The organism is Phaeocystidibacter luteus, from assembly GCF_008933115.1.
GTDB classification, from domain to species: domain Bacteria; phylum Bacteroidota; class Bacteroidia; order Flavobacteriales; family Schleiferiaceae; genus Phaeocystidibacter; species Phaeocystidibacter luteus.
Genome location: NZ_WBVO01000003.1, coordinates 96,821 through 119,566, shown reverse-complemented (window position 1 = coordinate 119,566; position 22,746 = coordinate 96,821). Strand labels below are relative to the sequence as shown.

At 45.8% G+C, this 22,746-nt stretch carries 21 protein-coding genes; 10 read left to right on the top strand and 11 right to left on the bottom strand.

Annotated elements, in window-relative coordinates:
* Positions 1-40 precede the first annotated feature (40 nt).
* The gene (locus tag F8C67_RS05940; protein ID WP_151666901.1) at positions 41-1,312 is read right to left on the bottom strand and encodes a hypothetical protein; all 1,272 of its coding nucleotides are present in this window, start codon (positions 1,310-1,312) and stop codon (positions 41-43) included.
* Positions 1,313-1,556: 244 nt separating this feature from the next.
* On the opposite strand from F8C67_RS05940, the gene F8C67_RS05935 reads away from it, so the two are divergent.
* Both F8C67_RS05935 and F8C67_RS05930 read left to right on the top strand, forming a co-directional pair.
* A complete protein-coding gene (locus F8C67_RS05935) occupies positions 1,557-2,243 on the top strand; it encodes a response regulator transcription factor (RefSeq protein ID WP_151666900.1) in 687 nt (228 codons plus the stop codon).
* A gap of 9 nt (positions 2,244-2,252) precedes the next feature.
* Positions 2,253-3,299 (top strand): sensor histidine kinase, encoded by a 1,047-nt coding sequence (locus F8C67_RS05930; protein ID WP_151666899.1) that lies wholly within the window; start codon positions 2,253-2,255, stop codon positions 3,297-3,299.
* Here F8C67_RS05930 and F8C67_RS05925 read toward each other — a convergent pair.
* Positions 3,264-4,322 carry a glycosyltransferase family protein gene (locus F8C67_RS05925; RefSeq protein ID WP_151666898.1) on the bottom strand — a complete coding sequence of 353 codons (1,059 nt, stop codon included), beginning with the start codon at positions 4,320-4,322 and terminating at the stop codon, positions 3,264-3,266. The genes F8C67_RS05930 and F8C67_RS05925 overlap by 36 nt on opposite strands.
* A gap of 44 nt (positions 4,323-4,366) precedes the next feature.
* On the opposite strand from F8C67_RS05925, the gene F8C67_RS05920 reads away from it, so the two are divergent.
* The 3 genes from F8C67_RS05920 (at position 4,367) to F8C67_RS05910 (ending at position 7,540) form a co-directional block, all read left to right on the top strand.
* Positions 4,367-5,185 (top strand): DUF3108 domain-containing protein, encoded by an 819-nt coding sequence (locus tag F8C67_RS05920; RefSeq protein ID WP_151666897.1) that lies wholly within the window; start codon positions 4,367-4,369, stop codon positions 5,183-5,185.
* An 88-nt stretch (positions 5,186-5,273) separates the two neighbouring features.
* Positions 5,274-6,242, top strand: coding sequence for a tryptophan 2,3-dioxygenase family protein (locus tag F8C67_RS05915; RefSeq protein ID WP_151666896.1), 969 nt, complete (start codon positions 5,274-5,276; stop codon positions 6,240-6,242).
* A complete protein-coding gene (locus F8C67_RS05910) occupies positions 6,242-7,540 on the top strand; it encodes a peptidoglycan DD-metalloendopeptidase family protein (RefSeq protein WP_151666895.1) in 1,299 nt (432 codons plus the stop codon). Before F8C67_RS05915 ends, F8C67_RS05910 begins: the two co-directional genes overlap by 1 nt.
* Here F8C67_RS05910 and F8C67_RS05905 read toward each other — a convergent pair.
* Positions 7,510-7,854: a helix-turn-helix domain-containing protein gene (locus F8C67_RS05905; protein ID WP_151666894.1), complete on the bottom strand. Its 345-nt coding sequence runs from the start codon at positions 7,852-7,854 to the stop codon at positions 7,510-7,512. The two genes, F8C67_RS05910 and F8C67_RS05905, sit on opposite strands and share 31 nt — an antisense overlap.
* 235 nt (positions 7,855-8,089) lie before the next feature.
* On the opposite strand from F8C67_RS05905, the gene F8C67_RS05900 reads away from it, so the two are divergent.
* The 3 genes from F8C67_RS05900 (at position 8,090) to F8C67_RS05890 (ending at position 11,348) form a co-directional block, all read left to right on the top strand.
* Entirely contained in the window at positions 8,090-9,211 is a 1,122-nt protein-coding gene (locus tag F8C67_RS05900; protein WP_151666893.1) for a hypothetical protein, read from the top strand.
* Between the two features lie 68 nt (positions 9,212-9,279).
* Positions 9,280-10,839: a T9SS type A sorting domain-containing protein gene (locus F8C67_RS05895; protein ID WP_151666892.1), complete on the top strand. Its 1,560-nt coding sequence runs from the start codon at positions 9,280-9,282 to the stop codon at positions 10,837-10,839.
* A gap of 62 nt (positions 10,840-10,901) precedes the next feature.
* Positions 10,902-11,348 (top strand): hypothetical protein, encoded by a 447-nt coding sequence (locus F8C67_RS05890; RefSeq protein ID WP_151666891.1) that lies wholly within the window; start codon positions 10,902-10,904, stop codon positions 11,346-11,348.
* An 84-nt stretch (positions 11,349-11,432) separates the two neighbouring features.
* Here the strand turns inward: F8C67_RS05890 and groL are convergent, their stop codons facing one another.
* The 8 genes from groL to miaB all read right to left on the bottom strand — a co-directional run bounded on the left by groL (position 11,433) and on the right by miaB (position 18,967).
* A complete protein-coding gene (gene groL / locus F8C67_RS05885) occupies positions 11,433-13,070 on the bottom strand; it encodes a chaperonin GroEL (protein ID WP_151666890.1) in 1,638 nt (545 codons plus the stop codon).
* Positions 13,071-13,109: 39 nt separating this feature from the next.
* Positions 13,110-13,397, bottom strand: a complete 288-nt coding sequence (locus F8C67_RS05880; RefSeq protein WP_151666889.1) for a co-chaperone GroES — start codon at positions 13,395-13,397, stop codon at positions 13,110-13,112.
* A 168-nt stretch (positions 13,398-13,565) separates the two neighbouring features.
* On the bottom strand, positions 13,566-13,976 hold the full coding sequence (gene secG, locus F8C67_RS05875) for a preprotein translocase subunit SecG (protein ID WP_407675834.1): 411 nt from the start codon (positions 13,974-13,976) through the stop codon (positions 13,566-13,568).
* Positions 13,973-15,346: a hypothetical protein gene (locus tag F8C67_RS05870; protein ID WP_151666888.1), complete on the bottom strand. Its 1,374-nt coding sequence runs from the start codon at positions 15,344-15,346 to the stop codon at positions 13,973-13,975. The genes secG and F8C67_RS05870 overlap by 4 nt, the downstream gene beginning before the upstream one ends.
* A gap of 3 nt (positions 15,347-15,349) precedes the next feature.
* Positions 15,350-15,856 carry an LptE family protein gene (locus F8C67_RS05865; protein WP_223277520.1) on the bottom strand — a complete coding sequence of 169 codons (507 nt, stop codon included), beginning with the start codon at positions 15,854-15,856 and terminating at the stop codon, positions 15,350-15,352.
* Entirely contained in the window at positions 15,853-17,109 is a 1,257-nt protein-coding gene (locus F8C67_RS05860) for a sigma-54 interaction domain-containing protein (protein ID WP_151666887.1), read from the bottom strand. Before F8C67_RS05860 ends, F8C67_RS05865 begins: the two co-directional genes overlap by 4 nt.
* The gene (locus F8C67_RS05855) at positions 17,106-17,510 is read right to left on the bottom strand and encodes a hypothetical protein (RefSeq protein ID WP_151666886.1); all 405 of its coding nucleotides are present in this window, start codon (positions 17,508-17,510) and stop codon (positions 17,106-17,108) included. Before F8C67_RS05855 ends, F8C67_RS05860 begins: the two co-directional genes overlap by 4 nt.
* On the bottom strand, positions 17,507-18,967 hold the full coding sequence (gene miaB / locus F8C67_RS05850; RefSeq protein ID WP_151666885.1) for a tRNA (N6-isopentenyl adenosine(37)-C2)-methylthiotransferase MiaB: 1,461 nt from the start codon (positions 18,965-18,967) through the stop codon (positions 17,507-17,509). Before miaB ends, F8C67_RS05855 begins: the two co-directional genes overlap by 4 nt.
* Before the next feature lie 222 nt (positions 18,968-19,189).
* On the opposite strand from miaB, the gene topA reads away from it, so the two are divergent.
* Positions 19,190-21,505 carry a type I DNA topoisomerase gene (gene topA, locus F8C67_RS05845; RefSeq protein ID WP_151666884.1) on the top strand — a complete coding sequence of 772 codons (2,316 nt, stop codon included), beginning with the start codon at positions 19,190-19,192 and terminating at the stop codon, positions 21,503-21,505.
* Between the two features lie 6 nt (positions 21,506-21,511).
* The gene (locus tag F8C67_RS05840; RefSeq protein WP_151666883.1) at positions 21,512-22,675 is read left to right on the top strand and encodes a formimidoylglutamase; all 1,164 of its coding nucleotides are present in this window, start codon (positions 21,512-21,514) and stop codon (positions 22,673-22,675) included.
* The last annotated feature ends 71 nt before the right edge of the window (positions 22,676-22,746 follow it).

Below are 22,746 nucleotides of genomic sequence, written 5' to 3'. Positions count from 1 at the left end.
GCTTTTATTTATCTTCTGTTAAATCCGAAGAGGATTATAATTACTGAGGAAGTTGACCTTTGTTGTCAGCAGCAGTCCATCCAGCGAATACGCTCAAGTCAGCACCTGTAGCAGTAGTAGAAACTACCAACGCTTCAGCAGCAGTTTGGTCAGCCGCAGGTACAGTACAATCGTCGTCGTTGCTGTCAGTAGATCCTGTGTAAACGCTAACTGCGTTGAACTCAGAACCAGTAACAATCAAAGTTGGAGTAGCGTCTGTCAAGTGAGTGAAAGCGTCTTCCTTAGCGTCAGCGCAATCGTTCTGGTAAGAAGCACGGATCTTCAAAGTAGCACCATTTGAGTATCCAGAGAACTTGATGTTGTTCAAAGTACCTTGAGCCTTAGACTTAAGGTCAGCTGCAGAACCTTCTCCTTCTGTCATAACAGTACCGTTGATCAAAGTGAAAAGACCGTCAGTGTAAGTAGAGTTCTCAGGTCCGTCGATTTCAAGACCTTCGTCAGTTCCGATTCCGTCACCGTGAATTACAGCGAAGTTGTCGAATGTACCAGAGTAGTTCATGTCAAGGTCAACACCGTCGTCACCTTGGTAGTATACCAATGCGTTAGAGATGTTTACTGTACCACCGAAGCACTCAATACCGTCGTCCAAAGTAGCGTAAACCTCTACGTGGTCAACTACAGTACCGTTACCAACACCACCGAAAGTGATACCGTTGATCTCGTTACCTTCACCGATAAGAGTACCACCGTGACGTACAGAAACGTACTTCAATACACCTGAGTTATCAGAAGCATTTGCTCCACCATAAAGACCGTAAGTCTCGTTAGCTGGAATACCTTCGATGTTTGTTTCCGTGTCTCCGTTCTCAGCAGAAGTTGGAGCATCACCCAAAATGATCAATCCACCCCAAAGCTCGTTGTTTGTGCGCTCTAGGTTTGTTCCTACTTTCTGACCAATTTCGATGTTGTCAGCCAAAGAAGTAAAGATGATTGGATCAGCAGCAGTTCCTTCAGCCATGATCTTACCACCACGTGCAACGATCAATACAGAAGCCAAAGAACCTGTAGCAGTTTGACCTTTAATAAGTGTTCCTGGCTCGATAGTCAAAGTAACACCGTTGTCAACTACAACACGACCTGCAAGCTCCCATACGCGGTCGCTAGTCAAAGTCATATCTTCAGCGATAAGTCCAGCAAGTGTTTCGTTGTCTGGTTTTTTAACTACTGGTGGCTCGTCTTCACCACAAGAAGCAAAAGTGAGAGCAACAGCTGCCATAGCTGCGTACTTTCCGAATTTTTTGATTGTGTTCATTTCAAGAATTGTTTGTGTTTCGAACGGTGCAAAGGTTCAGTTAGAACGTTAAGCCCTCGTTAACTCAGATTGAAACTTGTGCTATCCATTCACAGCTTCCACACCACAAACCCCGTCATTTTTGAACTGTATGTAATCTTTGGTTATGTAATTGTTAACACAAGGGCTTAGTTGGATTATTGTCTACTTTTGGGCTGTCTATTCAGGCTTTTGCCTACATTTATACCTACACTCATCCTATAGTATGGAGACGAGCGACATGAAAATTCTACTGGTTGATGATGAACCAGATATCCTAGAATTCGTGGGATACAACCTCGAGAAAGAAGGTTTCAAAATCAAAACCGCAAACAATGGCGAACAAGCCGTTGAAAAAGCGAAGAAGCACAAACCGCACCTCATCCTTCTAGATGTGATGATGCCAGGAATGGACGGCATCGAAACATGTGATGTGCTCAGAAAGATTCCTGAACTCGACGGCACTCTCATCGCTTTCTTAACCGCGAGAGGTGAAGATTACAGCCAAGTTGCAGGTTTTGAAGCAGGAGCTGATGACTACATCACCAAGCCCATCAAACCAAAAGTTCTCATCAGCCGCATTCGCGCGCTCATGCGCCGCATCAACAACGGCGAAGAAGAACGCTCAACAAAGCTCGAATTCGGCGACCTCGTCATCGATCAAGAAAAGTATCAAGTTCGCCTCAAAGGAAACAAACTCGACCTCCCAAGAAAGGAGTTTGAATTGCTATCTCTCCTCTCCTCTCGTCCAGGCAAAGTTTTCTCCCGTGAAGAAATCATGGACAAAATCTGGGGCACAGATGTCATCGTAGGTGGTCGTACCATCGACGTGCACATCCGCAAGCTCAGAGAGAAAATTGGAGATGAAAAGATTCGCACCATTAAAGGTGTGGGATACAAATTCGAGGACTAAATCTTACCCATGCGCATCGAAAAGCCGGAAGTACTGGCCACCCTTGTTGCCATCGCACTTGGATTGCTCACTTCTGGTGGATATTGGCTCGGTACGGCAATTTTGAGCATCGAGTTCAATTATGTCCTCGCGTTAGCCTTACTCATTGGCGTTACCAGCCTAACTTTCATCTTCGTTCGTTTTGTGATTCAACAGTTCATCTATGCCAAGGTGAAACTGATTTACAAGAACATTCACGAATTGAAATTAGGTAGCGATGAAGAAGAAGACCTCATCGCTCGAACTTCCGACTTGCGAATGGTCGAACGCGAAGTTTCGGAATGGGCCGAAGAACGCAATACCGAAATACGCGAACTGAAAGAACGTGAAGCATTCAGACGTGAGTTTATCGGCAACGTAAGTCACGAATTGAAAACCCCAATCTTCAATATTCAAGGGTATATCCTCACCCTTCTGGATGGCGCTCTTGACGATCCGAAAATCAACAAGAAGTATTTAAATCGTGCCAACCGAAGCGTAGATCGCATGATTGCTCTTGTTCAAGACATGGACGTTCTCAACAAGCTCGAATCCGGCGTAATGGACGTTCGCAAGCAACAGTTCGATGTGCTCAAGACCATCCGAGACGTTTTCGAAATGCTCGAAGACAAGGCCGAAGAGAAGTCCATCAAGCTCAAGCTTAAAAAGGATTACGACAGACCGATGAAGGTTGAAGGCGACCCACATCGCATCGAGCAAGTTCTCGCCAACCTGGTTGTGAACGCCGTGAAATACGGAAAGGAAAAAGGATATGTTGAAGTGGGAATTTTCGACATGGATGACAAATTCCTCATCGAAGTAGCGGATAACGGAATGGGGATTCCGGAAACTGATATCCCTAGAATTTTCGAAAGATTCTATCGTGTAGACAAAAGCCGCTCCCGCGATGTTGGTGGCTCAGGATTAGGTCTCGCCATTGTGAAGCACATCGTAGATGCGCACAAGCAAACCATCAATGTGCGCAGTACCTCAGGCGTAGGATCAACCTTCTCTTTCACGCTCAAAAAGGCCAAATAAATCAGCCGGCAAGGCAGATGAAATAGGTTTCGGGGCGGTTTCGTCGCGTAGCTTTTCAATTTCCTTCAGGTAATCACAGCTTCCTTGTTTCGAAGCGCTCCACCCCACCATCGATTGATGAACCGCCAAGTATTCTTGCTCCGTTTGCCCAGGTGTTGGAATCAAAAGTGCCTTCTTTCCCAATGTGACTAAATCCATCAATGACGAGTATCCAGATCGGGTAATGATAACCTCAGCATCGGCATAGAGCTGTGACAACTCCTCGCTGTTCATATAATCTACCACCCCTTCCTCTACTATCCCTTCACCCGGTTTGCCTCTTACAATGATTCCACCCTCTGGTAAGGAATTCCGAACAGCCCTCAACTCACTCTCCCACTCCGATCGTGCTGGCTCAGGACCACTTAAAATTGCGGCCCACGGAATACGCTTTTGAATCGGCAGTTTTCGCAACCTGGAAAGTGTTCCAATGTACTTCACGCGAAGACTTGACTCCGATTCTGAAAGATCCCCTGACATGCTCCTCACAGGATCATCAGGAACCCAAACCTCATCAAAGGAGCGATAAAATCTAGCGTGTGCGGCACTCACCTGCTTCGACATCAATCCCGCTTTAATGTTAAGTTGATGCGTGATATATACCGAAGGAATACTTTCAATAGCAACCCCAGGGCGATTATCTGAAATCAATCCATCATAATCGAATTCAGCGTGTAGGGATTGAATAAGCTTTCGTTCTCGCTTCATGACCCCCATTGCTGTAGGTGCTTGCAAAAGCAACTTGAGAAGATTGGTAGCCCCCGTGCCGTACTTAATACCGTAACCCGGCAGCTCGTGAAAAGTGAGCTCGGGAAAGCTCTTTTGAAGAACGTGTAGCGCGTCACCATCACTGGCAATGTGAACCTCAAATCCTCTATGGAGTAGTTCGTTGATTAACACCTCAGAACGTGTAGCGTGTCCTAATCCCCAATTGAGGACAAGGAAAAGAATCCGCTTGCGTTCTAAATTATGAGAATCTGGCACGAGAATTGGATTTACGCTAATCGATTAGCACAAATATCAACATCATGAAACGATTAAACATCATCATCGGCTTACTGGCTTTTCAATTATTGGCCTTCTCAAACTCTGCCGGCGTCCGCGCAGGTGGTGTTAGTACGTTTGAGCCAGTAGCCAACAAAGACCTCCCGTTTAAAGTGGGAGAGAAACTCGATTATAACATTCGCTACGGACTTGTAAAAGCTGGCGAAGCCACTCTGGAAGTAAAGAGATTTACCAATAGAAGAAGCAAACCTTCCTATCATATGGTAGGTACCGGGAGAACTACTGGAATGACGGACTGGTTCTTTCGCACTCGAGATCGTTACGAAACCTACATAGACACCTCTTCCCTTGCCCCGGTAGAGTTCATCCGGGATATCGACGAAGGAGGATTCGAAATTAAGCGTCACATTATCTTCAATCATGCCGAAAAGAGTGCACGTGACGTCTATCGCACAGACACGGTATTCAGTTTTGAAAAGAACATGCAAGACATCTTTTCCGCCTTCTACTATGCGCGAAGTATGGATGTTGATGAGATTCAAATTGGAGATGAAATTGTGATTGATGTGTTCTTAGACCACGAAAACTTCCCCTTCAAGTTGAAGTACTTGGGCGTTGAGAACGTAGAGCTCGAAGATTTCACCATCTCGTGCATGAAATTTCTTCCGGTAGTACAGGAAGGACGAGTATTCAAGGAAAGTGAAACGATGACCATTTGGGTTTCGAATGACAAGAATAGAATACCTGTTCGCCTTCAAACCGAACTCGCTGTTGGCAGCATCAAGGTTGATTTGTCGAGCTACCAAAACTTAGCTCATCCATTGAATAGACGTCGGAACTAAATGCCGACCACCACTTAAAACGCCCTTCTATCGACAAGGTAGAAGGGCGTAAAAGTTTGTACATTCGCCGAAATCACTTGAGCATTCCATGGAATTCAGCGAAGATCTTAAAGACCGCATCGAGAAGCTCTCGGAAAAGTACCAGGCATCTGGCCAAGAACTACTTGCCTTTCTCGATGGACTCCTTTACGCAGACTACATTACTTATTGGGATTACATCCACTTGGACACCCTCCTGAGTCTGCAAACACCGAGGACTCCAATTCCAGATGAGGAGATCTTCATCATGTATCACCAGATCACGGAACTCTACTTCAAGCTCACCTTACATGAGCTGAAACAAGTGAGAAACAATCCATCTCCTACAGCAGAATTTCTGCGCGAGAAAGTGCGCCGAATGAACCGCTACTTCGGTGCTCTTACACACTCTTTCAACGTAATGGTAGATGGAATGGACCGCGAGCAGTTCTTAAAATTTAGAATGGCACTCATTCCAGCCAGCGGTTTTCAAAGCGTACAATACCGCAAAATAGAAATCGCTTCTACTGACTTTTTCCAATTGGTGAAGCCTGAAAAGCGAGCCGAATTCAACAATGACTCTAGCATCGCAGAGATGTACAAAGAGATTTATTGGCAGGATGGCGCTACCATTGCTGCAAGTGGGGAAAAGACACTTACGCTAAAGCAGTTCGAAGAAAAGTACAGCGACGAACTCATCCGAATGGCAGATGCATGGAGAGGTTCAACACTTTGGCAAAAGTTCAAACAACTGAGCGCAGAAGACCAACAGAATGAAGGCCTAATCAAAGAGCTCAAGCAGCTAGATGTAAACGTAAACATCAATTGGCCGCTTGAACATTACCGCTCAGCTGTACGCTATCTTGCCCGCAGGGATGAAGACGTGAGAGCCACAGGGGGTACAAACTGGCAGAAATACTTGCCACCACGCTTTCAAAAGCGAATCTTCTATCCTGAGATTTGGACAGATGCAGAGAAGGCTGAATGGGGCCGCGGTTGGGTGAATGATGTATTGAATGACTTGAAGTCAGACAAGTAATGAAGTGGAAGAAGAACACCATTCGCTTTGCAGTAATAAGCGGATTGTTGGCCATTGTAGCTATTGCGGCGATTTCTCAATTCTTACCGGAAGACACGGTCATTAGCAAGACCCCAAATGCACCGGCCGTTCAAGACTCCATCGAGGCGCGCACTCTATATGGTATCGATATCGATGAGTACGATATCACGGATGCGACGATTGGATCGGGAGAGACTTTCGGAGCAATTCTTGACCGATATGGTGTTCCTTCCAGTACGGTTTACGCGCTGAGTCAGTTCGACACAGTATTCGACATCCGTTACGTTCAGCTTGGCAAACCTTACAAAGTCTTCCAAAAGCGCGACTCTCTCAACACCGCGGAATACCTTGTTTACGAAGAGTCGTTAACAGAATATGTAGTCTTTCATTTGACAGATTCTATTTGGGTTGAAACAGGTCAGCGTGAAATCACCATCAAAAGACGTGAAGCCGCTGGGGTCATTAGAGGAAGCTTATATCTATCGCTTCAGGAGCAGGATGTAAGTCCAGTTTTGGCCGTTAAACTCAGTGAGATTTACGCCTGGACAATCGACTTCTTCCGCATTCAAGAGGGAGATACGTATCGGGTAATTTTCGAGGAAGAATACATTGATGACACCATCTTCGTCGGTACGGGAAGAATCATTGCGAGCTCTCTTACACATATGGGGGAGGAAGAGTATGCATTTGCGTTCATGGATACCACCTATGGGACCATGGAATACTATGACGACGAAGGACAGAGTTTGAGAAAGGCATTCTTGAGAGCTCCGCTTCAATTCGGAAGAATTTCATCTCGATATACGCGAAGGAGATTTCATCCGGTTCAAAAAAGGTGGAAACCACATTTGGGCACGGACTATGCGGCGCCGGCGGGAACTCCAATTCTATCAACAGCGGATGGTGTGGTTGAAAGAGCTGGCTATACAAGTGGAAATGGCAATTACGTGAAGGTTCGTCACAACTCGGTCTACAGCACCCAGTATTTGCATATGCGTGCCTTTGCTAAGGGAATTAAGGCAGGCGTTCGCGTGAAACAAGGTGAGGTTATTGGGTATGTAGGGTCTACCGGGCTGGCTACGGGTCCGCATGTTTGTTATCGCTTCTGGAAGAATGGCGTTCAGGTTGATCCACTTCGACAAAAGCTACCGGATGCTGAACCGATTGCTGAGGAGCTACGTCCGACCTATTTAGAATTCATGCGACCGATTAAATCGGAATTGGATGCTCTTCCTATCCTTGACACTCAGGTTGAACCTTCGGCTTCTGAATCCTGATCACATTCTAGACGTTTTCTGATCCATGATAGCTCTTGCGAGATAGTATTGAGCTGATGTACAATGGATTCTTGGTACCGAGAGCCAGAGATGAATTCGGTATTAATAGGGCGCGCACTTACGACATCGGCAACGTCAACATTCAGAACCTGTGCGATTCGATACAATCGGCTGACGGTAAGATGACTTTCACCACTTTCGATTTTCGAATATGCTCGAGTTGAGATTTCGAGTTGGATGGCGAGGTAGGACTGTTTGATGTTTTTCAGTTCCCGGATTTGTCGGATTCTATTTCCGACGAGAGAATATTCCATGATCTACACTTTGATGAGAGATTATCAACTGTGTAGTTAGTAGTAACCCGATGATACGAAATCAAATCGGGATAAGTGCCCATTTCAAACATGAAAATTGTGCGCTAGAAGTTCAATCATTGAACTTTTAGCGCACCGTCTGCCTGCATTTTCTTCTGTGCTTTACACTAATCTCAAAGGTTGAGATTGGCGGCAGCTGAAAAGCCATAAGAGTAGGCACACCAAACGAAACTTCATGTTAAACAACAAAATTACAGGAGTCCTACTTCTCTCGGGACTCATTGCATGCACACCAGAAATTGAGGAAACTCAACGATTTGACACTCCAGAGGGACTCTCTGGACTACAAGCGGAATCTGGTCACAATAACTATTCTGATCACGAACTGAATCCGGAATACGAGTATTACAATTGGGGAACAGAGCATCCTTATGAGGCGCTAGAGACGGAGCTTCGTTTCCTTTTCTCAGAAGCTGCTGAAAATGGAAATACCGATCTCACTAAGGCCATTTGGACGTGGGAAACTGGGATTAACTACTTGCATATCGACGAGGTAACTGCTTCTTCGAATGTGTTCGTAAGCGAATATGACAAGCGAATAGAGGAATCAGTAGAGTTTGAGCTTGCCCTAGACAATGGAAATGTCTCCAACGATGCATTAAGAACTGCAATAGAAAGCACTTCCGATCTGGTCATCTTGAAGGAAGCCGCGGGATTGAATCACAGCATTACAGATGTGCAGTTTTGGGGTATTACAGATGGTCTTGCAAAATTAAAGGTGGTATCTGTTTTCTTCCAAACTCCAAGAACAACGCCTTATTTAGGTGGCACAGGTCCAGTTCCTCCGGCCACGTTTGACGGCATGGTAGGTCAGCGAACAGCATGCGGCGGCACTGGCCTCAACAACATCGGGGTATGGAAAGAAATGGGAAACAACGCCCTTGCGGCAATGCCACCTTCGAAATATGGAACTTTGCTCTTCCCAAATGGATTAAAGTCGGTGACGAATGTGTTTACGGTGACGGCAGCTTATGATGCAACCAATTCGAGAAAAGTTGACCCAACATATTTGCCAGGACACGTGAATTCTATTCACTTAAACCACAGGCCGGTTTGCCATGTAACGGAATGCATGACGGCTTCACAAAATGACGACTATACACAGCAGATTGTCAATCAACTATCTACCATTATTGGAAAACCTGGCATACCTAACTATGAAGGTGTTAAGGACCTGATAGTCGACAATGGTAACGTCCGAAACACTTCAGTCAATTACGGTTATAAATGCAAACTTCTAAAGTGGTATTCAATTCCAAATAATCATCAAAGAATGGAACCTCATAATCTGTTCTAAAATAGATCAATTGGCAAAGGGAGTGCTAATCAAATACGTACTCCCTTTGCTCCTCAACTCTCATTGTTATGAAGAAGATTTTCATGCTTACGTTGATAGCCTCATTTATCTCCAGTATCTCTTTTGGTCAAGAGACAGAGCGCTACCTAAACCCACACACCTTCACCTATTCTACAAGTTGTGCTGTCCTTGGCAATCACTTGTACTTGAATGTTGGAAATCACGGATACTTTAATTGGGATGCACATGGTCAGGCAATCATCAAGCTGAATGACTCACTCGAGGTTATTGACAGCGTGGATATTTCAGGCTTGAATCATCACCGTAATAATGAGTCGCTATACGTTGAGAAAATTGAGAGTATAAATGGGCAGCTACATGTGTTGCTCACCTCGTTCTATTATGTAGGAAACTCGTACCCCAGGTACGAGGCGGTAATCCTCAAAGTTGACTCCTTTTTAAATATTCTTGATACGATTATTCTCGGAAGTGATTCCCTGAATATATCCCTAGCCGATATCTCCATCGCAAACGGCAAAATTTTCTATACAGGTGCAATATGGGATACCGCATATGCTAATCAAAGAAGTCTTATAATCCAACAATCTTTTGACAGTTCGATTGAAAGATTCGAATCTGTTGACATTGCAGGAGACAAGTCTTACCCAGTTCATTTTGCTGATTTAACCATGTACAATGACAGTGTCTTTGCCATCTCCATGATCTCTGCTTATGATTACTATCGACCGTTGACATTTCTAGACACCAATATGAATGTCATTTCAACCATAAAGATCCAAGACCCCATTAAACCCGAGTTTGGAACGTATAACGAAGGATATTTCGTCCGATCCAATGACAGTACCACAAGACTCATTACAACGGTAAATCACTTCAGCCACAACCTTCCTCCTCCCGTATATGCTGACTTTTACTACAACTTAGGTGTAGTCAATTTGACGAGTCAATTTCAAGTTCAATCCATCGACACATTTGCATTCTCTGGTGCCAATACTCACTTGGACGGAACCCTCAATACAATGGGTGTCAAACCTCGAAACGACGCTATCTCCATGAACAACACAGATAGCTGCTTCATTGCCATCGCCGGACAAGAAGTGTTCGGTTCTCATTTTGAAATCAAACCCCTCAATGAAGTCTATCTGTACAACCTCAACACGAACACAAATACCCTAAACTGGAGTCGAATCTACACTCGGCATTCTACTGGGAATCAAATTTCAACCGACATCCTCCCGGGAAACCGTTACGTCCTAGTCCTAAATGAATACGATTGGACCAATTACTCCAGTCCAAACACTAGCGTGCACGTGATGATTCTGGACAATCAGGGTTCAATCTTATCTGAAAGAGCATTCGTGCGAGAAGCAGAAGTCGATGTTTATCCAAATCCCGCTTCTGACTACTTTTCAATCAACTTACCACATGCCGTGACGAGCGCTGAGTTCTCGATTCTCGACCTGAACGGACGGTGTCTCCATAGCGGTAAGGCTTCTAGTGGTAAACATATCCCCATACATGATCTCCCTCCCGGGAAGTATGTCGTGAAAATCAAAACCGAACTAGGACCAGAACTCATAAACTCACTGGTCATCAAACAACCGTGAAACAAATAAAACATATTATGATCCGACTTATTCTTTCATTCATTTTTTGCTCAATTCTCGCGATGAGCTGCACTAGCGCTAACGATATATCCAATGCTGATTCAAAAAAAGAAGAGCCAGCCTTTTTGTTAAAGACGGGTTACTTCTATCAAAATGAATTCATCCTACTTTCAAAGAGGGAGGTCGTTAACTTCTGGAAGTACAACTTTCAAATTCAGTCGGATATTGAGAACATTAGAATTGAATCATGCTCAGTTCCAGACATCCTGTTGGTTCGGGGTGAATCCACCTATAACAATACCACTCACCAATTGATTTCCTTCTTAAAAATAGATGGAGACAAACTTGTTCTATCACCCTCCATTTTTGAGTTCCAATCAAGCGCAGCGTGCACAGTCGACTGTTCACCCCGACTCATCAACCCAGATAACATCGGTCTTAGCATTTGTCCAGAAAGACATCTAAAGACTTCAGCTATCGTCGACCTCAACCCAAAGATGTTCCTTTGAATTAATGGAAAACCGAATTTGCGGTTCTTACTAAAACAAAAAGCCCCGCAAAATGCGGGGCTTCCTATTCTCAAGTGGTGAGGATTACATCATTCCTGGCATGCCACCACCCATTCCGGCAGCAGCTCCTACTCCACCATCCTCACTTGGAATCTCTGTAATCGCAGCTTCAGTTGTAAGAACCAAGCCTGCAACCGATGCAGCATTCTCCAATGCTACACGGGTAACCTTAGTCGGGTCAATAATACCCTTCTCATACATGTTGCAGTACTCGTCGTTCTTCGCATTGAAACCGAAGTCGTCTTTGCCCTCTTTTACTTTGGCAACCACTACACTTCCTTCCAATCCCGCGTTTGCCACAATCTGGCGAAGCGGTTCTTCAACTGCGCGATATACAATCTGAACACCTGTTGTTTCATCCGCATTGTCTCCTTCATAGGTAGCAATGCTATCGCTTACACGTACAAGTGCAACACCACCTCCAGGAACAATTCCTTCCTCAATGGCAGCACGAGTAGCCGCAAGCGCATCATCAACACGGTCTTTCTTTTCTTTCATCTCAACCTCAGAGGCCGCACCTACATAAAGTACAGCTACACCGCCAGCCAACTTAGCCAAACGCTCCTGAAGTTTCTCACGGTCGTAATCAGATGTTGTCGACTCAATCTGAGCCTTAATCTGATTCACACGCCCCTGAATATCCTCTTTGCTTCCAACACCATTCACAATCGTAGTGTTGTCCTTATCAATGCTCACTTTCTCAGCAGAACCAAGCATATCCAAAGTCGCATTTTCCAAAGTGAAACCGCGCTCTTCTGAGATCACAGTACCACCCGTTAGAATGGCGATGTCTTCCAACATAGCTTTGCGACGGTCACCAAATCCTGGCGCCTTAACCGCAGCTACTTTCAATCCACCGCGCAGTTTGTTAACCACTAAAGCGGCCAACGCTTCTCCTTCAACGTCTTCAGCGATAATCAACAATCCTTTTCCAGACTGAGCTGCTGGTTCAAGGATAGGAAGCAACTCCTTCATCGTGCTGATCTTCTTGTCGTAGATCAAGATGTGTGGATTGTCCATCTCCGTCTGCATCTTCTCGGTGTCAGTCACAAAGTATGGCGACAAATATCCACGGTCGAACTGCATACCTTCTACTACATCCACGTAAGTATCGGTACCCTTTGCTTCTTCTACGGTGATAACGCCTTCTTTGGTTACCTTCTCCATCGCCTCAGCAATCAACTTACCAATTGTAGCATCGTTGTTTGCAGAGATTGAAGCTACTTGCTCAATCTTCTCGATGTTGTCACCTACCTCGTTACTCAAAGCCTTGAGCTCAGCAACAATCTTCTCCACAGCCTTGTCGATACCGCGCTTCAAATCCATTGGATTCGCACCTGCAGCGACGTTCTTCAAACCGTGATTGATAATCGCCTGAGCAAGCACAGTAGCCGTTGTTGTTCCATCACCTGCAATGTCAGCAGTCTTGGAAGCAACCTCTTTAACCATCTGAGCCCCTAGGTTCTCAAGTTTGTCTTTTAGTTCAATTTCTTTAGCAACACTTACACCGTCTTTTGTCACGTGCGGTGATCCAAAAGACTTTTCAATTACCACGTTGCGACCTTTTGGTCCGAGGGTAACTTTTACTGCATTTGCAAGTGCATCAACACCACGACGAATGCCGTCGCGAGCGGTTACATCAAAGTCGATGTTCTTAGCCATTTTACCTTAGGTTAAATGTTATACTTCGTTCGTGTTCGTTTAGATAATCGCGAGGATATCAGACTCTCGCATGATGAGGTAATCTCCACCTTCGTACTTGAACTCCGTTCCAGAGTACTTGCCATACAAAACGCGGTCACCTACTTTCACAGAAGGCTTGCCGTCTTCAGCGTCGTCGCTTACCGCACGTACAAACCCTTGCTGTGGCTTCTCTTTAGCTGTGTCTGGGATAATGATTCCCGAAGCCGTCTTAGTTTCAGCTTCCGCAGGTTCAACTACTACTCTGTTCTTCGTTCCTGCAATTGGGCGGATGTTAATGTCTGCCATGGAATCTAGTGTTTTGGTTAGACCAATTATTACTTACTAATTAGATGCAGACCATTAGTCAGAAAATGTGCCAACACCTGTAAAGATGCCATTTGGCAGAAATGGGGAAATAAAAAATGCCACCCTGACAGGGGTGGCATTCTGAGTCTGACAAAAAACTGTCAAATATTATTCTGCAGGCTCCATTGGCTCCTGTTGATCTTCCGTATTGATTTGGGTATTGATTGTTCCCGCACCGTCAACAGGGCTAAAGCTCTGTCCCTGGTTTTGAACATCTTCACTCTGGATTACAGAAGTACCAGCTTCCTGGCCCTGTACTGAATCACCAACCGCACCCAAGTTTGTGGTAAGCACCAAAACGAGAAGAGCAATAGCCAATCCCCAAGTAGCTTTATCCAAAAACTGATTCGTCTTCTGAACGCCACCTAACATGTTCGCAGAACCACCAAATGATGATCCAAGTCCTCCACCTTTTGGCTTCTGAACCAAAATGATCAAAACGAGGAGTACGCATACAAGCGCAATCAGAATACTAACAACTAATAACATATCTATCGTCTTATCGTAGTCAATTTTCAATTCCCAGATTTACGCAGCAATCGGCGTATCTCAGAAATTTGGTCTGCAAAGAAACTACTTTTCTCAGGATATTTCAAACGTAATATCTCATAGGCGCTCAATGCTTTATCGAGCGCTCCTTGTTGCTTGTATACCTGAGCCAGAGTTTCCGTAATAAAGTCATCGCCTACCTCACTTCCCATAGCCGAAACATCAATGCGCTTGGGCTTTTCATGCTGATTGATGCTGACGTTTTCCGATTTCTTCATCGGAGAAATTTTTGGCTGATCTTCAATAAATTTATCGATCAACTGCATCTTCTTCAACTTCGAATCTGCCTTCTTCTCCTCTTCCACCTCTTCAACAGGCTCCTTTTCCGTAGCACTTTCTGCAACTTCAGACCATTGAATATCGGTTGATACTTCTTCCAGCTTTTCCTCTTCAACAGGTTCTTCAGAACGGCCCGCCTTCATCCTCAACCATGCAGTGAAGTCCAATTCAACCGCCTCCTCCTGTCTCGAAACCTCCGTTAATTCATCCAAGATAATAGGTCTGGCAAAAGTGCGCTCTTCAACCTCCTCATCTTCCTCTACTAGATCTACGTCAATCAATGGAGGTAATGTCACCCCAGACATATCTATTTCGATAGGTTCCGTCTCCGTAGTATCTACCTGCTCATCAAATGTCGGTGCGATTTCCGCCTGCTCTTCGGCGACCTCCTTTATTACTTCTTCTAAAGTTTCTGGCTCGGAAGGGGCCTCCTCTCGAACTTGTTCAACTGGAGGAATCTCGGGCCGCTCCACTTTCTCCGGCGCTTCTTCCGGAATGGGAACTCCGGTTCCTCCGTATTGATTTTTTAAACGCCTACTCTTCTCTACAATCTCCCTCACTTTTGGCGGTAGATGACTCAAATCATCCCCTAACTGAGTGCGGTGCGCCTCAACAGTCGATTCACTCTTCTTCGGAGCTGGAGGCGGAGTGGGTTTAGGTACTTCAATTGGCTTAGGAGCTGGCTGCTCTTTGCGAACCTCAACGGAAGGATTTTCAACTTTCTTCTCTTGAGGCTTGGGTGATGTGACTTGCGGCGGCGGTGTTGGTTTTGGTTGAGGCTGACGTTTAGGTGGCTCAGGAATATCTCCCAGTTTGCCACTCAAATCTTCATCAATCTCCAACCACTCCTTTAGCTTGAAACGATTGGGAGACCACATAGCAGCTTTCTTGAGCTGAGCTGTGGCCAAGTAACTTTTCTGATTTTCAAGTCCGCGTAAATAGAGCTGCTGAAGCACGGACGAATAAGGAAAATCACGCAGCGCGCCTTCCAAACTCTCCGTCGCCTTTTCATCGATAGACTCCGGATTATTCAACCATTGATGCAGATCCTGTTTCCTCACGTTTTACCAATTCACGAGTGCCCGGTTGAAAATGTTCTCCGCCAATTCTCGGTTAATCTGACTCACCAAATCAGCCTCTACAGCACTGAAGTCTTGGTCAGCCGGAAAATCACGGAAGCGAGAGAACACTTGCTCGAAGCTTTTATCGGGCTCAAGTTCATTCGTAAATATAACGTTCACGCTAATGGTAAGTCGGTTTTGAGCCGTAGTTTCTGAAGTCGTTGTCGCTTTTGCAGAAATCTGATAGCCAATAATCGACCCCTCAAAGGTCAAATCACCTCCAGAACTAACCAGCGAAAGTGGCGTCTGCTGGACAAAAATCTGACGTAGCTCTTCGGTAAAGGCCTGACTCAATTGGGGATTGACGTAATCCGCATAGTTTGGAAAGATGTCAACCGAAATAGTCTCGGCTTTACCCACATCTCCACCCGTGAATGAATATCCACCTGTGCAACCCGTGAACATAAGGAGACTAACTACTCCAACGAAAGTCAGGAACCTAGTCATCATAAATTGTACTGCTTGATTTTTCTATACAACGTACGCTCACTGATTCCTAGCTCCTCTGCAGCGTCTTTTCTTCTTCCACGATTGCGCTCCAAGGCCTTGCGAATGAGTTCAACTTCCTTATCCTGAAGCGAGAGGTTTTCATCTTCAACAGTCTCGGTTTCTTCAAACTCTTGCCTGCTGATTTCACCCGGCTTCTCAATAACTGGAACGTAGCTTTCGCCAAAGTCTCTAAATGTATCGTCACCCGAATTCCCAATGATCTCGCGCACCAACTGCGGGTGTTCCTCCTGAACGTTCGAAATATCCCCCTTGTCGATCAACTTTGAGACGAGCTGTTTCAAGTTGGTGATATCCTGACGCATGTCGAAAAGAACCTTGTACAAGATTTCTCTTTCGGAACCGAAATCGCCACCACTGGCAGATGCCGCAGCACCTCCCGCAGCGTCCAATCTCATAGGGAGTCGCGTAGCTGTAATGTCCGGGATATACTCTTTCAGAGTAGAGGCATCCAATTCGCGATCGCCTTCAACAACAGAGATTTGCTCTACCAAGTTGCGTAGCTGACGAATGTTACCCGGCCATCTATAATCTTCAAGAACCTTAACTGCTTCGTCACTCAAACGAACCGTTGGCGTATGGTACTTGTCACCAAAATCCATCGCGAACTTTCGGAACAACAAATGAATGTCTTCCACACGCTCACGAAGTGGCGGTAAGTGAATTTCCACCGTGTTCAATCGGTAGTAAAGGTCTTCTCTAAACTTGTTTCGCTGGATCGCTTCAATCATCCCAACGTTTGTAGCGCCAACCACACGAACATTGGTCTTTTGGATTTTCGATGAACCAACACGGATGAATTCGCCCGTCTCCAATACACGGAGCAGCCTCACTTGGGTAGGCAATGGAAGTTCTCCTACTTCATCGAGGAAAATCGTACCTCCATCAGCCTCTTCAAAGTAGCCTTTGCGAGAAGATGTTGCACCTGTGAAAGCGCCTTTCTCGTGTCCGAAGAGTTCTGAATCTATCGTGCCTTCTGGGATAGCACCACAGTTCACAGCGATGTATGGAGCGTGTTTTCTATGACTGAGGTGGTGGATAATCTTTGGAATGGACTCCTTACCTACACCACTTTCCCCAGTGACGAGGACAGAAATGTCGGTATTAGCCACCTGAATAGCCTTCGCAACTGCTCGGTCTAAACCCGCAGAAGTACCAATCAATCCAAATCTTTGCTTAACCTCTTGAGCGGTCATTCTATTTCATATTCAACAGACATAACGCCATTTGTAAAAATGCGTTCGCCTGTTAGGGTATTTACTACGTAGTCATTCTTCGCATTCACCACAATGTAAGCGGCGCCTCTCAGCGGAGTGCTGAATTTGATGCTCATCTTCTGACCCGTCCAGGCTGAATTCCAAATCTGCTCCCCATCTTCGTTGTAAACGAGTACTTCGTAGGGTGTTTTGAGATTGTGAATACAGCGGTCGTTCGTAGTACTGTAAATGCAAATTTCGAGGGTACCTTCATTTCGAATATCCTCTTCCATCACACGGATGGCTAGGTTCTCATCATACCATGTTCCGTCTTCACGTTGTACTTGGGCAATGGAGGAAAGAGAGGCAATCAAAAATGAAATACAGAGTATAATTCTCATCGACGAATGAGTTCTTTGGCCTCACCAAGTAGCGTGGCCGATGTACATGATTTTACGGATACTTTAACGAGATCTCCAGGCTGATAGTCTTCACGTGGGAAAACTACCACACTGTTCTGGTCGTTCCTGCCAAACAAATCGTCGTCGGATTTCTTCGAAGTGCCCTCCACCAAGACAATTTGATCAGTGCCAACGAATCGCTGAAGTCTGCGCTGACCGCACTCGTTTTGTGTTTTGATAATTTCTTGCAGTCGGCGCTTTTTCACCTCCAGCGGAATATCATCTTCGAGCTTTCTGGCCGCGAAGGTATTCGGACGCTCACTGTAGAAGAACATGTATCCAAAGTCAAACTCTACTTCGCGCATCAAGCTCAGTGTATCTTCGTGATCTTCTTCCGTTTCCGTTGGGAATCCAGCGATTATATCATGAGAAATCCCGCAATCTGGAATGATTCGGCGTACACGTTGAATTAAATCGAGGTACTGCTCACGCGTGTGTCCTCTGTTCATCAATTCAAGAACGCGAGTACTTCCAGATTGGAACGGCAAGTGAATGTAGTTGCAAATATTGTCGTGCTTGGCGATGGCATGAAGCACATCGTCTGTCATATCCTGCGGATTGCTTGTCGAAAAACGTATTCTCATCTCAGGAACAGCTTCTGCGACTTTCTCTAGCAATCCGGCGAAGCTTACCGCGGTGGCCTTAGCCATGTCAGAAGCCTTATCGAAATCCTTCTTCAAACCGCCTCCATACCATAAATAAGAGTCAACGTTCTGACCTAGCAACGTAATTTCTTTGTACCCACGATCGCGAAGATCGATGGCCTCTTCCAGAATTGTTTGGGGATCTCTGCTTCGTTCACGTCCGCGAGTAAATGGCACCACACAGAACGTACACATGTTGTCGCATCCACGCATGATTGAAATGAAGGCAGTAATTCCATTCCCACCAAGGCGCACCGGCGCGATATTGTCGTAAGTCTCTTCTTTTGAAAGAATGACGTTCACAGCCTTTCTTCCTTCGTCCAATTCTTCGAGGAGGTTTGGAAGATCGCGATAGGCATCAGGACCAACCACCAGGTCAACAAGCTTTTCTTCGTCGAGAAGCTTACTCTTCACGCGCTCGGCCATGCAGCCCAACACGCCGATTTTCATATCGGGGTTCTCCTTTTTAATGGTATTGAAATTCGCGAGACGATTGCGAACCGTTTGTTCGGCCTTATCGCGAATAGAGCAAGTGTTCAACAAAACGAGGTCAGCCTCTTCCATATTCCTCGTGGTCTCGTAACCGTCCTTGTGTAGGATCGATGCCACGATCTCAGAATCGGAGAAGTTCATCTGGCAACCGTACGATTCTATGTACAGCTTCTTTTTGCCAGTGAGCTGTCCCTCAATAACCAATGCCTCGCCCTGGCGAGACTCATCCATCACTTTTTCTTCGAGCTTATCCTGCTGCATTACGCACTCCGTTTTCGTTGAAGATTGCAAATGTAGGAAATATGAAGTGTGGTCTGTCAAATTGACAGCAAATCATAATGGAACCGTAATTTGAACCTGTACGTATATATATGGTGTAGGAGACAATCCTAACTTTTGAGAAACATAACCTCAAAAAAATTGTCCTTTACTTTGCGCACACATACGTACGCGTAGGAGAGCTAAAGACCAAATCAGTACCGAATGTCGAAGAACTTAGTAATTGTCGAGTCCCCTGCTAAAGCCAAAACCATCGAGAAAATTCTCGGAAATGAGTTTGTGGTAGAATCTAGCTTCGGACATATCCGTGACCTTGTTTCAAAAGGAATGGGTGTTGAAATCGACAATGGCTTCAAGCCCATATATGAAGTCTCGAAAGAGAAAAAGGATGTAGTTAAAAAGCTGAAGAAGCTAGCCAAAGAAGCAGAAACTGTATGGCTCGCTTCCGATGAAGACCGCGAAGGAGAGGCGATTGCCTGGCACCTAGCCGAGGCTCTCAATCTCAATCCAGCTACGACCAACCGCATCGTATTCCACGAGATCACCAAGACGGCCATTCAAAACGCCGTTCAAACTCCTCGTCGAATCGATCAAAACCTCGTAAACGCACAACAAGCACGTCGCGTGCTCGACCGCTTAGTTGGATTCGAGTTGTCGCCTGTTCTCTGGAAGAAGGTTCGTCGCGGTCTTAGCGCCGGACGTGTCCAAAGTGTGAGCGTTCGTCTCATCGTTGAACGTGAACGCGAGATCAGAAACTTCGAATCTTCTAGCAGCTTTAGAGTGGTTGCCCAGCTTACCAACAGCAAAGGCGACACACTTCAAGCCGAGCTCAACCACAGGTTTGAGAAAGAGGAAGACGCTCTCAAGTTCTTGGAGCAATGCAAGAACTCGAAGTTGTCTATTGCCGACCTAGAAACTAAACCGGCGAAGCGCTCACCTGCGGCACCGTTCACGACATCTACACTTCAACAGGAAGCTTCCAGAAAATTGAGTTTCTCAGTTTCTCAAACCATGTCGGTTGCCCAGAAGCTCTACGAAGGTGGACTTATCACTTACATGAGAACGGACAGCGTCAATCTTTCGAATGACGCCATTGAAGCAGCCAAGGGAGAGATCAGCAGCTACTACGGTGAAGAGTACAGCAACCCTCGCAGATATTCGACAAAGAACAAGGGTGCGCAGGAAGCTCACGAAGCGATTCGACCTACCAACATGGCGAGTCATGCCGCAGGTGCCGATCGCCAGCAAAAAAGACTTTACGATCTCATTTGGAAACGAACCATCGCTTCTCAAATGTCAGACGCCAAGCTCGAAAGAACGACGGTCCATATTGAAATCGATGGCAACCCATACAAGTTCGTGGCTAAAGGAGAGGTTATCCAATTCGACGGTTTCCTTCGCGCGTATTTAGAAGGTACGGACGATGAAGAAGTTGAAGAGAAAAACATCCTGCCGAAACTTCACGTCGATGAAGTCCTCGAATACACGAGCATTTCTGCAACCGAGAGATTCACAAAGCACCCTCCGCGTTTCACCGAGGCAAGTCTCGTGAAGAAGCTCGAAGAGTTAGGCATTGGTAGACCATCTACCTATGCCCCAACCATTTCTACCATTCAAAAAAGAGGGTACGTAGAGAAATCGGACCTCGAAGGTGAATTGAGAAAGTACCAGCAACTCGTCTTGGAAGCGGGAAATGTTGAAGTGAATACGCTGGAAGAGCGCACAGGTGCGGACAAAGGCAAAATGATGCCTACAGACATCGGCATGGTAGTGAACGACTTCTTGGTAGAACACTTTGAACAAATCTTGGACTATAACTTCACGGCGAAGGTAGAATCTGAATTTGACCGTATCGCTGACGGAAGCGAAGGTTGGGTTGATATGATTGATGAGTTCTACAAGCAATTCCACCCGAAAATTGAGGATGCCGAAGATGCGGAACGCGCCTCAGGTGAAAGACACCTTGGCGACCATCCGGATACAGGTAAGCCAATCTTCGCGAAAGTGGGTCGCTACGGACCGATGGTTCAGATGGGACATGTGGAAGATGAAGAAAAGCCACAGTTTGCATCCATCCCGAAAGAAATGCACATCGACACCATTAAATTGGAAGACGCACTTGAGCTCTTCAAGCTTCCAAGAGTGGTTGGGGAATACAAAGACAAACCAGTGAAGGCCGCTATCGGTAGATTTGGACCATATGTTCAGCATGAGAAAATCTTTGCTTCACTTAAGGGAGAATTGAGTCCGCTTACAATTGACCTTGAAACGGCAATTCAACTGATTGAGGAAAAGCGTGAGCAGGTAGCCAATAGAAACATCAAGGTATTTGAAGATGTTGACCCAATCATTGAAGTATTGAACGGTCGCTATGGCCCATATCTCAAGCAAGGTCGACGCAACTTTAAAATTCCGAAGGACACTGAGCCGAAGGAATTGACATTGGAAGAAGCTCAAAAAATCATTTCCGAAGCGGGAGAGAAAAAGCCAAAGCGCGCTCCTCGCAAGGCTAAGAAATAGTAGGGTATGCTAACTGACATCCTCTCTCCGGTACCTGGACATATACTTTCTGCAGCGGAGGACTTGCATCCGGGCACGCTTGGAAGAAAGCTTCAGATTCATGCTGAGGTTTCTGGCCTGCCGGATCTCGAGCAAGTGAAAATTGGCATTATTGGCGTTCAGGAAGATCGCGGAAGCCATTTCAATAGAGGCTCTGCGGATGGTCCCGATAAGGTTCGTCAGTACCTTTACCAACTCATGCTAGGTCACTGGGGGTTCGAAATAGCCGACCTCGGTAACATATATAAAGGTGAAACGCTTGAAGACAGCATTGCGGGTTTGCGCATTGTTGTCGAGGAGCTTCGCAAACAAGACGTCATACCACTAGTTATAGGCGGAAGTCAAGATTTGACCTATGCCATGTACCGTGCATATGATAAGTTGGAGCAAACGGTAAACCTTGTTTCTATTGACAGTCGGTTTGACCTAGGCCAGCATCAAGACGGTTTTGGCTCGCACAATTATTTGAGCCACATTGTACTGAACAAGCCGTACAACCTCTTTAACTTTTCGAACCTCGGTTACCAATCGTATTTCATCCCACCGGAAGAAATCGACTTGATGGAGCGCATGCACTTTGAAACCCACAGGATAGGGAAGCTCCGTGCTGATATGAGCGAAGTTGAACCGGTGGTTCGCGATGCGGATATGGTGACGTTCGACATGAGCGCTGTTCGCCAGGGTGACTCGCCGGCGCATGGAATGCCATCTCCGAACGGCTTCTCGGGAGAGGAGGCCTGTGCCATATCAAGATATGTAGGATTGAGTGATAAGGTCTCTTGTTTTGGGATTTTTGAGTTTAATCCGGCCCTGGACTTCCAGGGCATGAGCGCACATTTGATGGCGCAGATGGCGTGGTACTTTATTGAAGGGGTACAGCAAAGGCGAGGAGACTATCCTTTTGCGAGTAAGAAAGACTACACGAAATTCACCGTTCTAATTGATGAAGGTGAACTTGAACTTATCTTCTATAAAAGTCCACTTAGTGAAAGGTGGTGGATCGAGGTTCCGATTCGTCAGGCGCAACACATGCGACACGCATTAATCCCATGTAATGCAAAAGACTACGAAGCGGCGATGGAAGGCGAAATCCCAGACAGGTGGTGGAAAGCCCAACAAAAGGGTCTTTAGAAACTGCTGATTTGTAGGGATTTTCGGGGTTGAAAAAAGATACTATGTGCGAAACAACGCACAATGTGTGA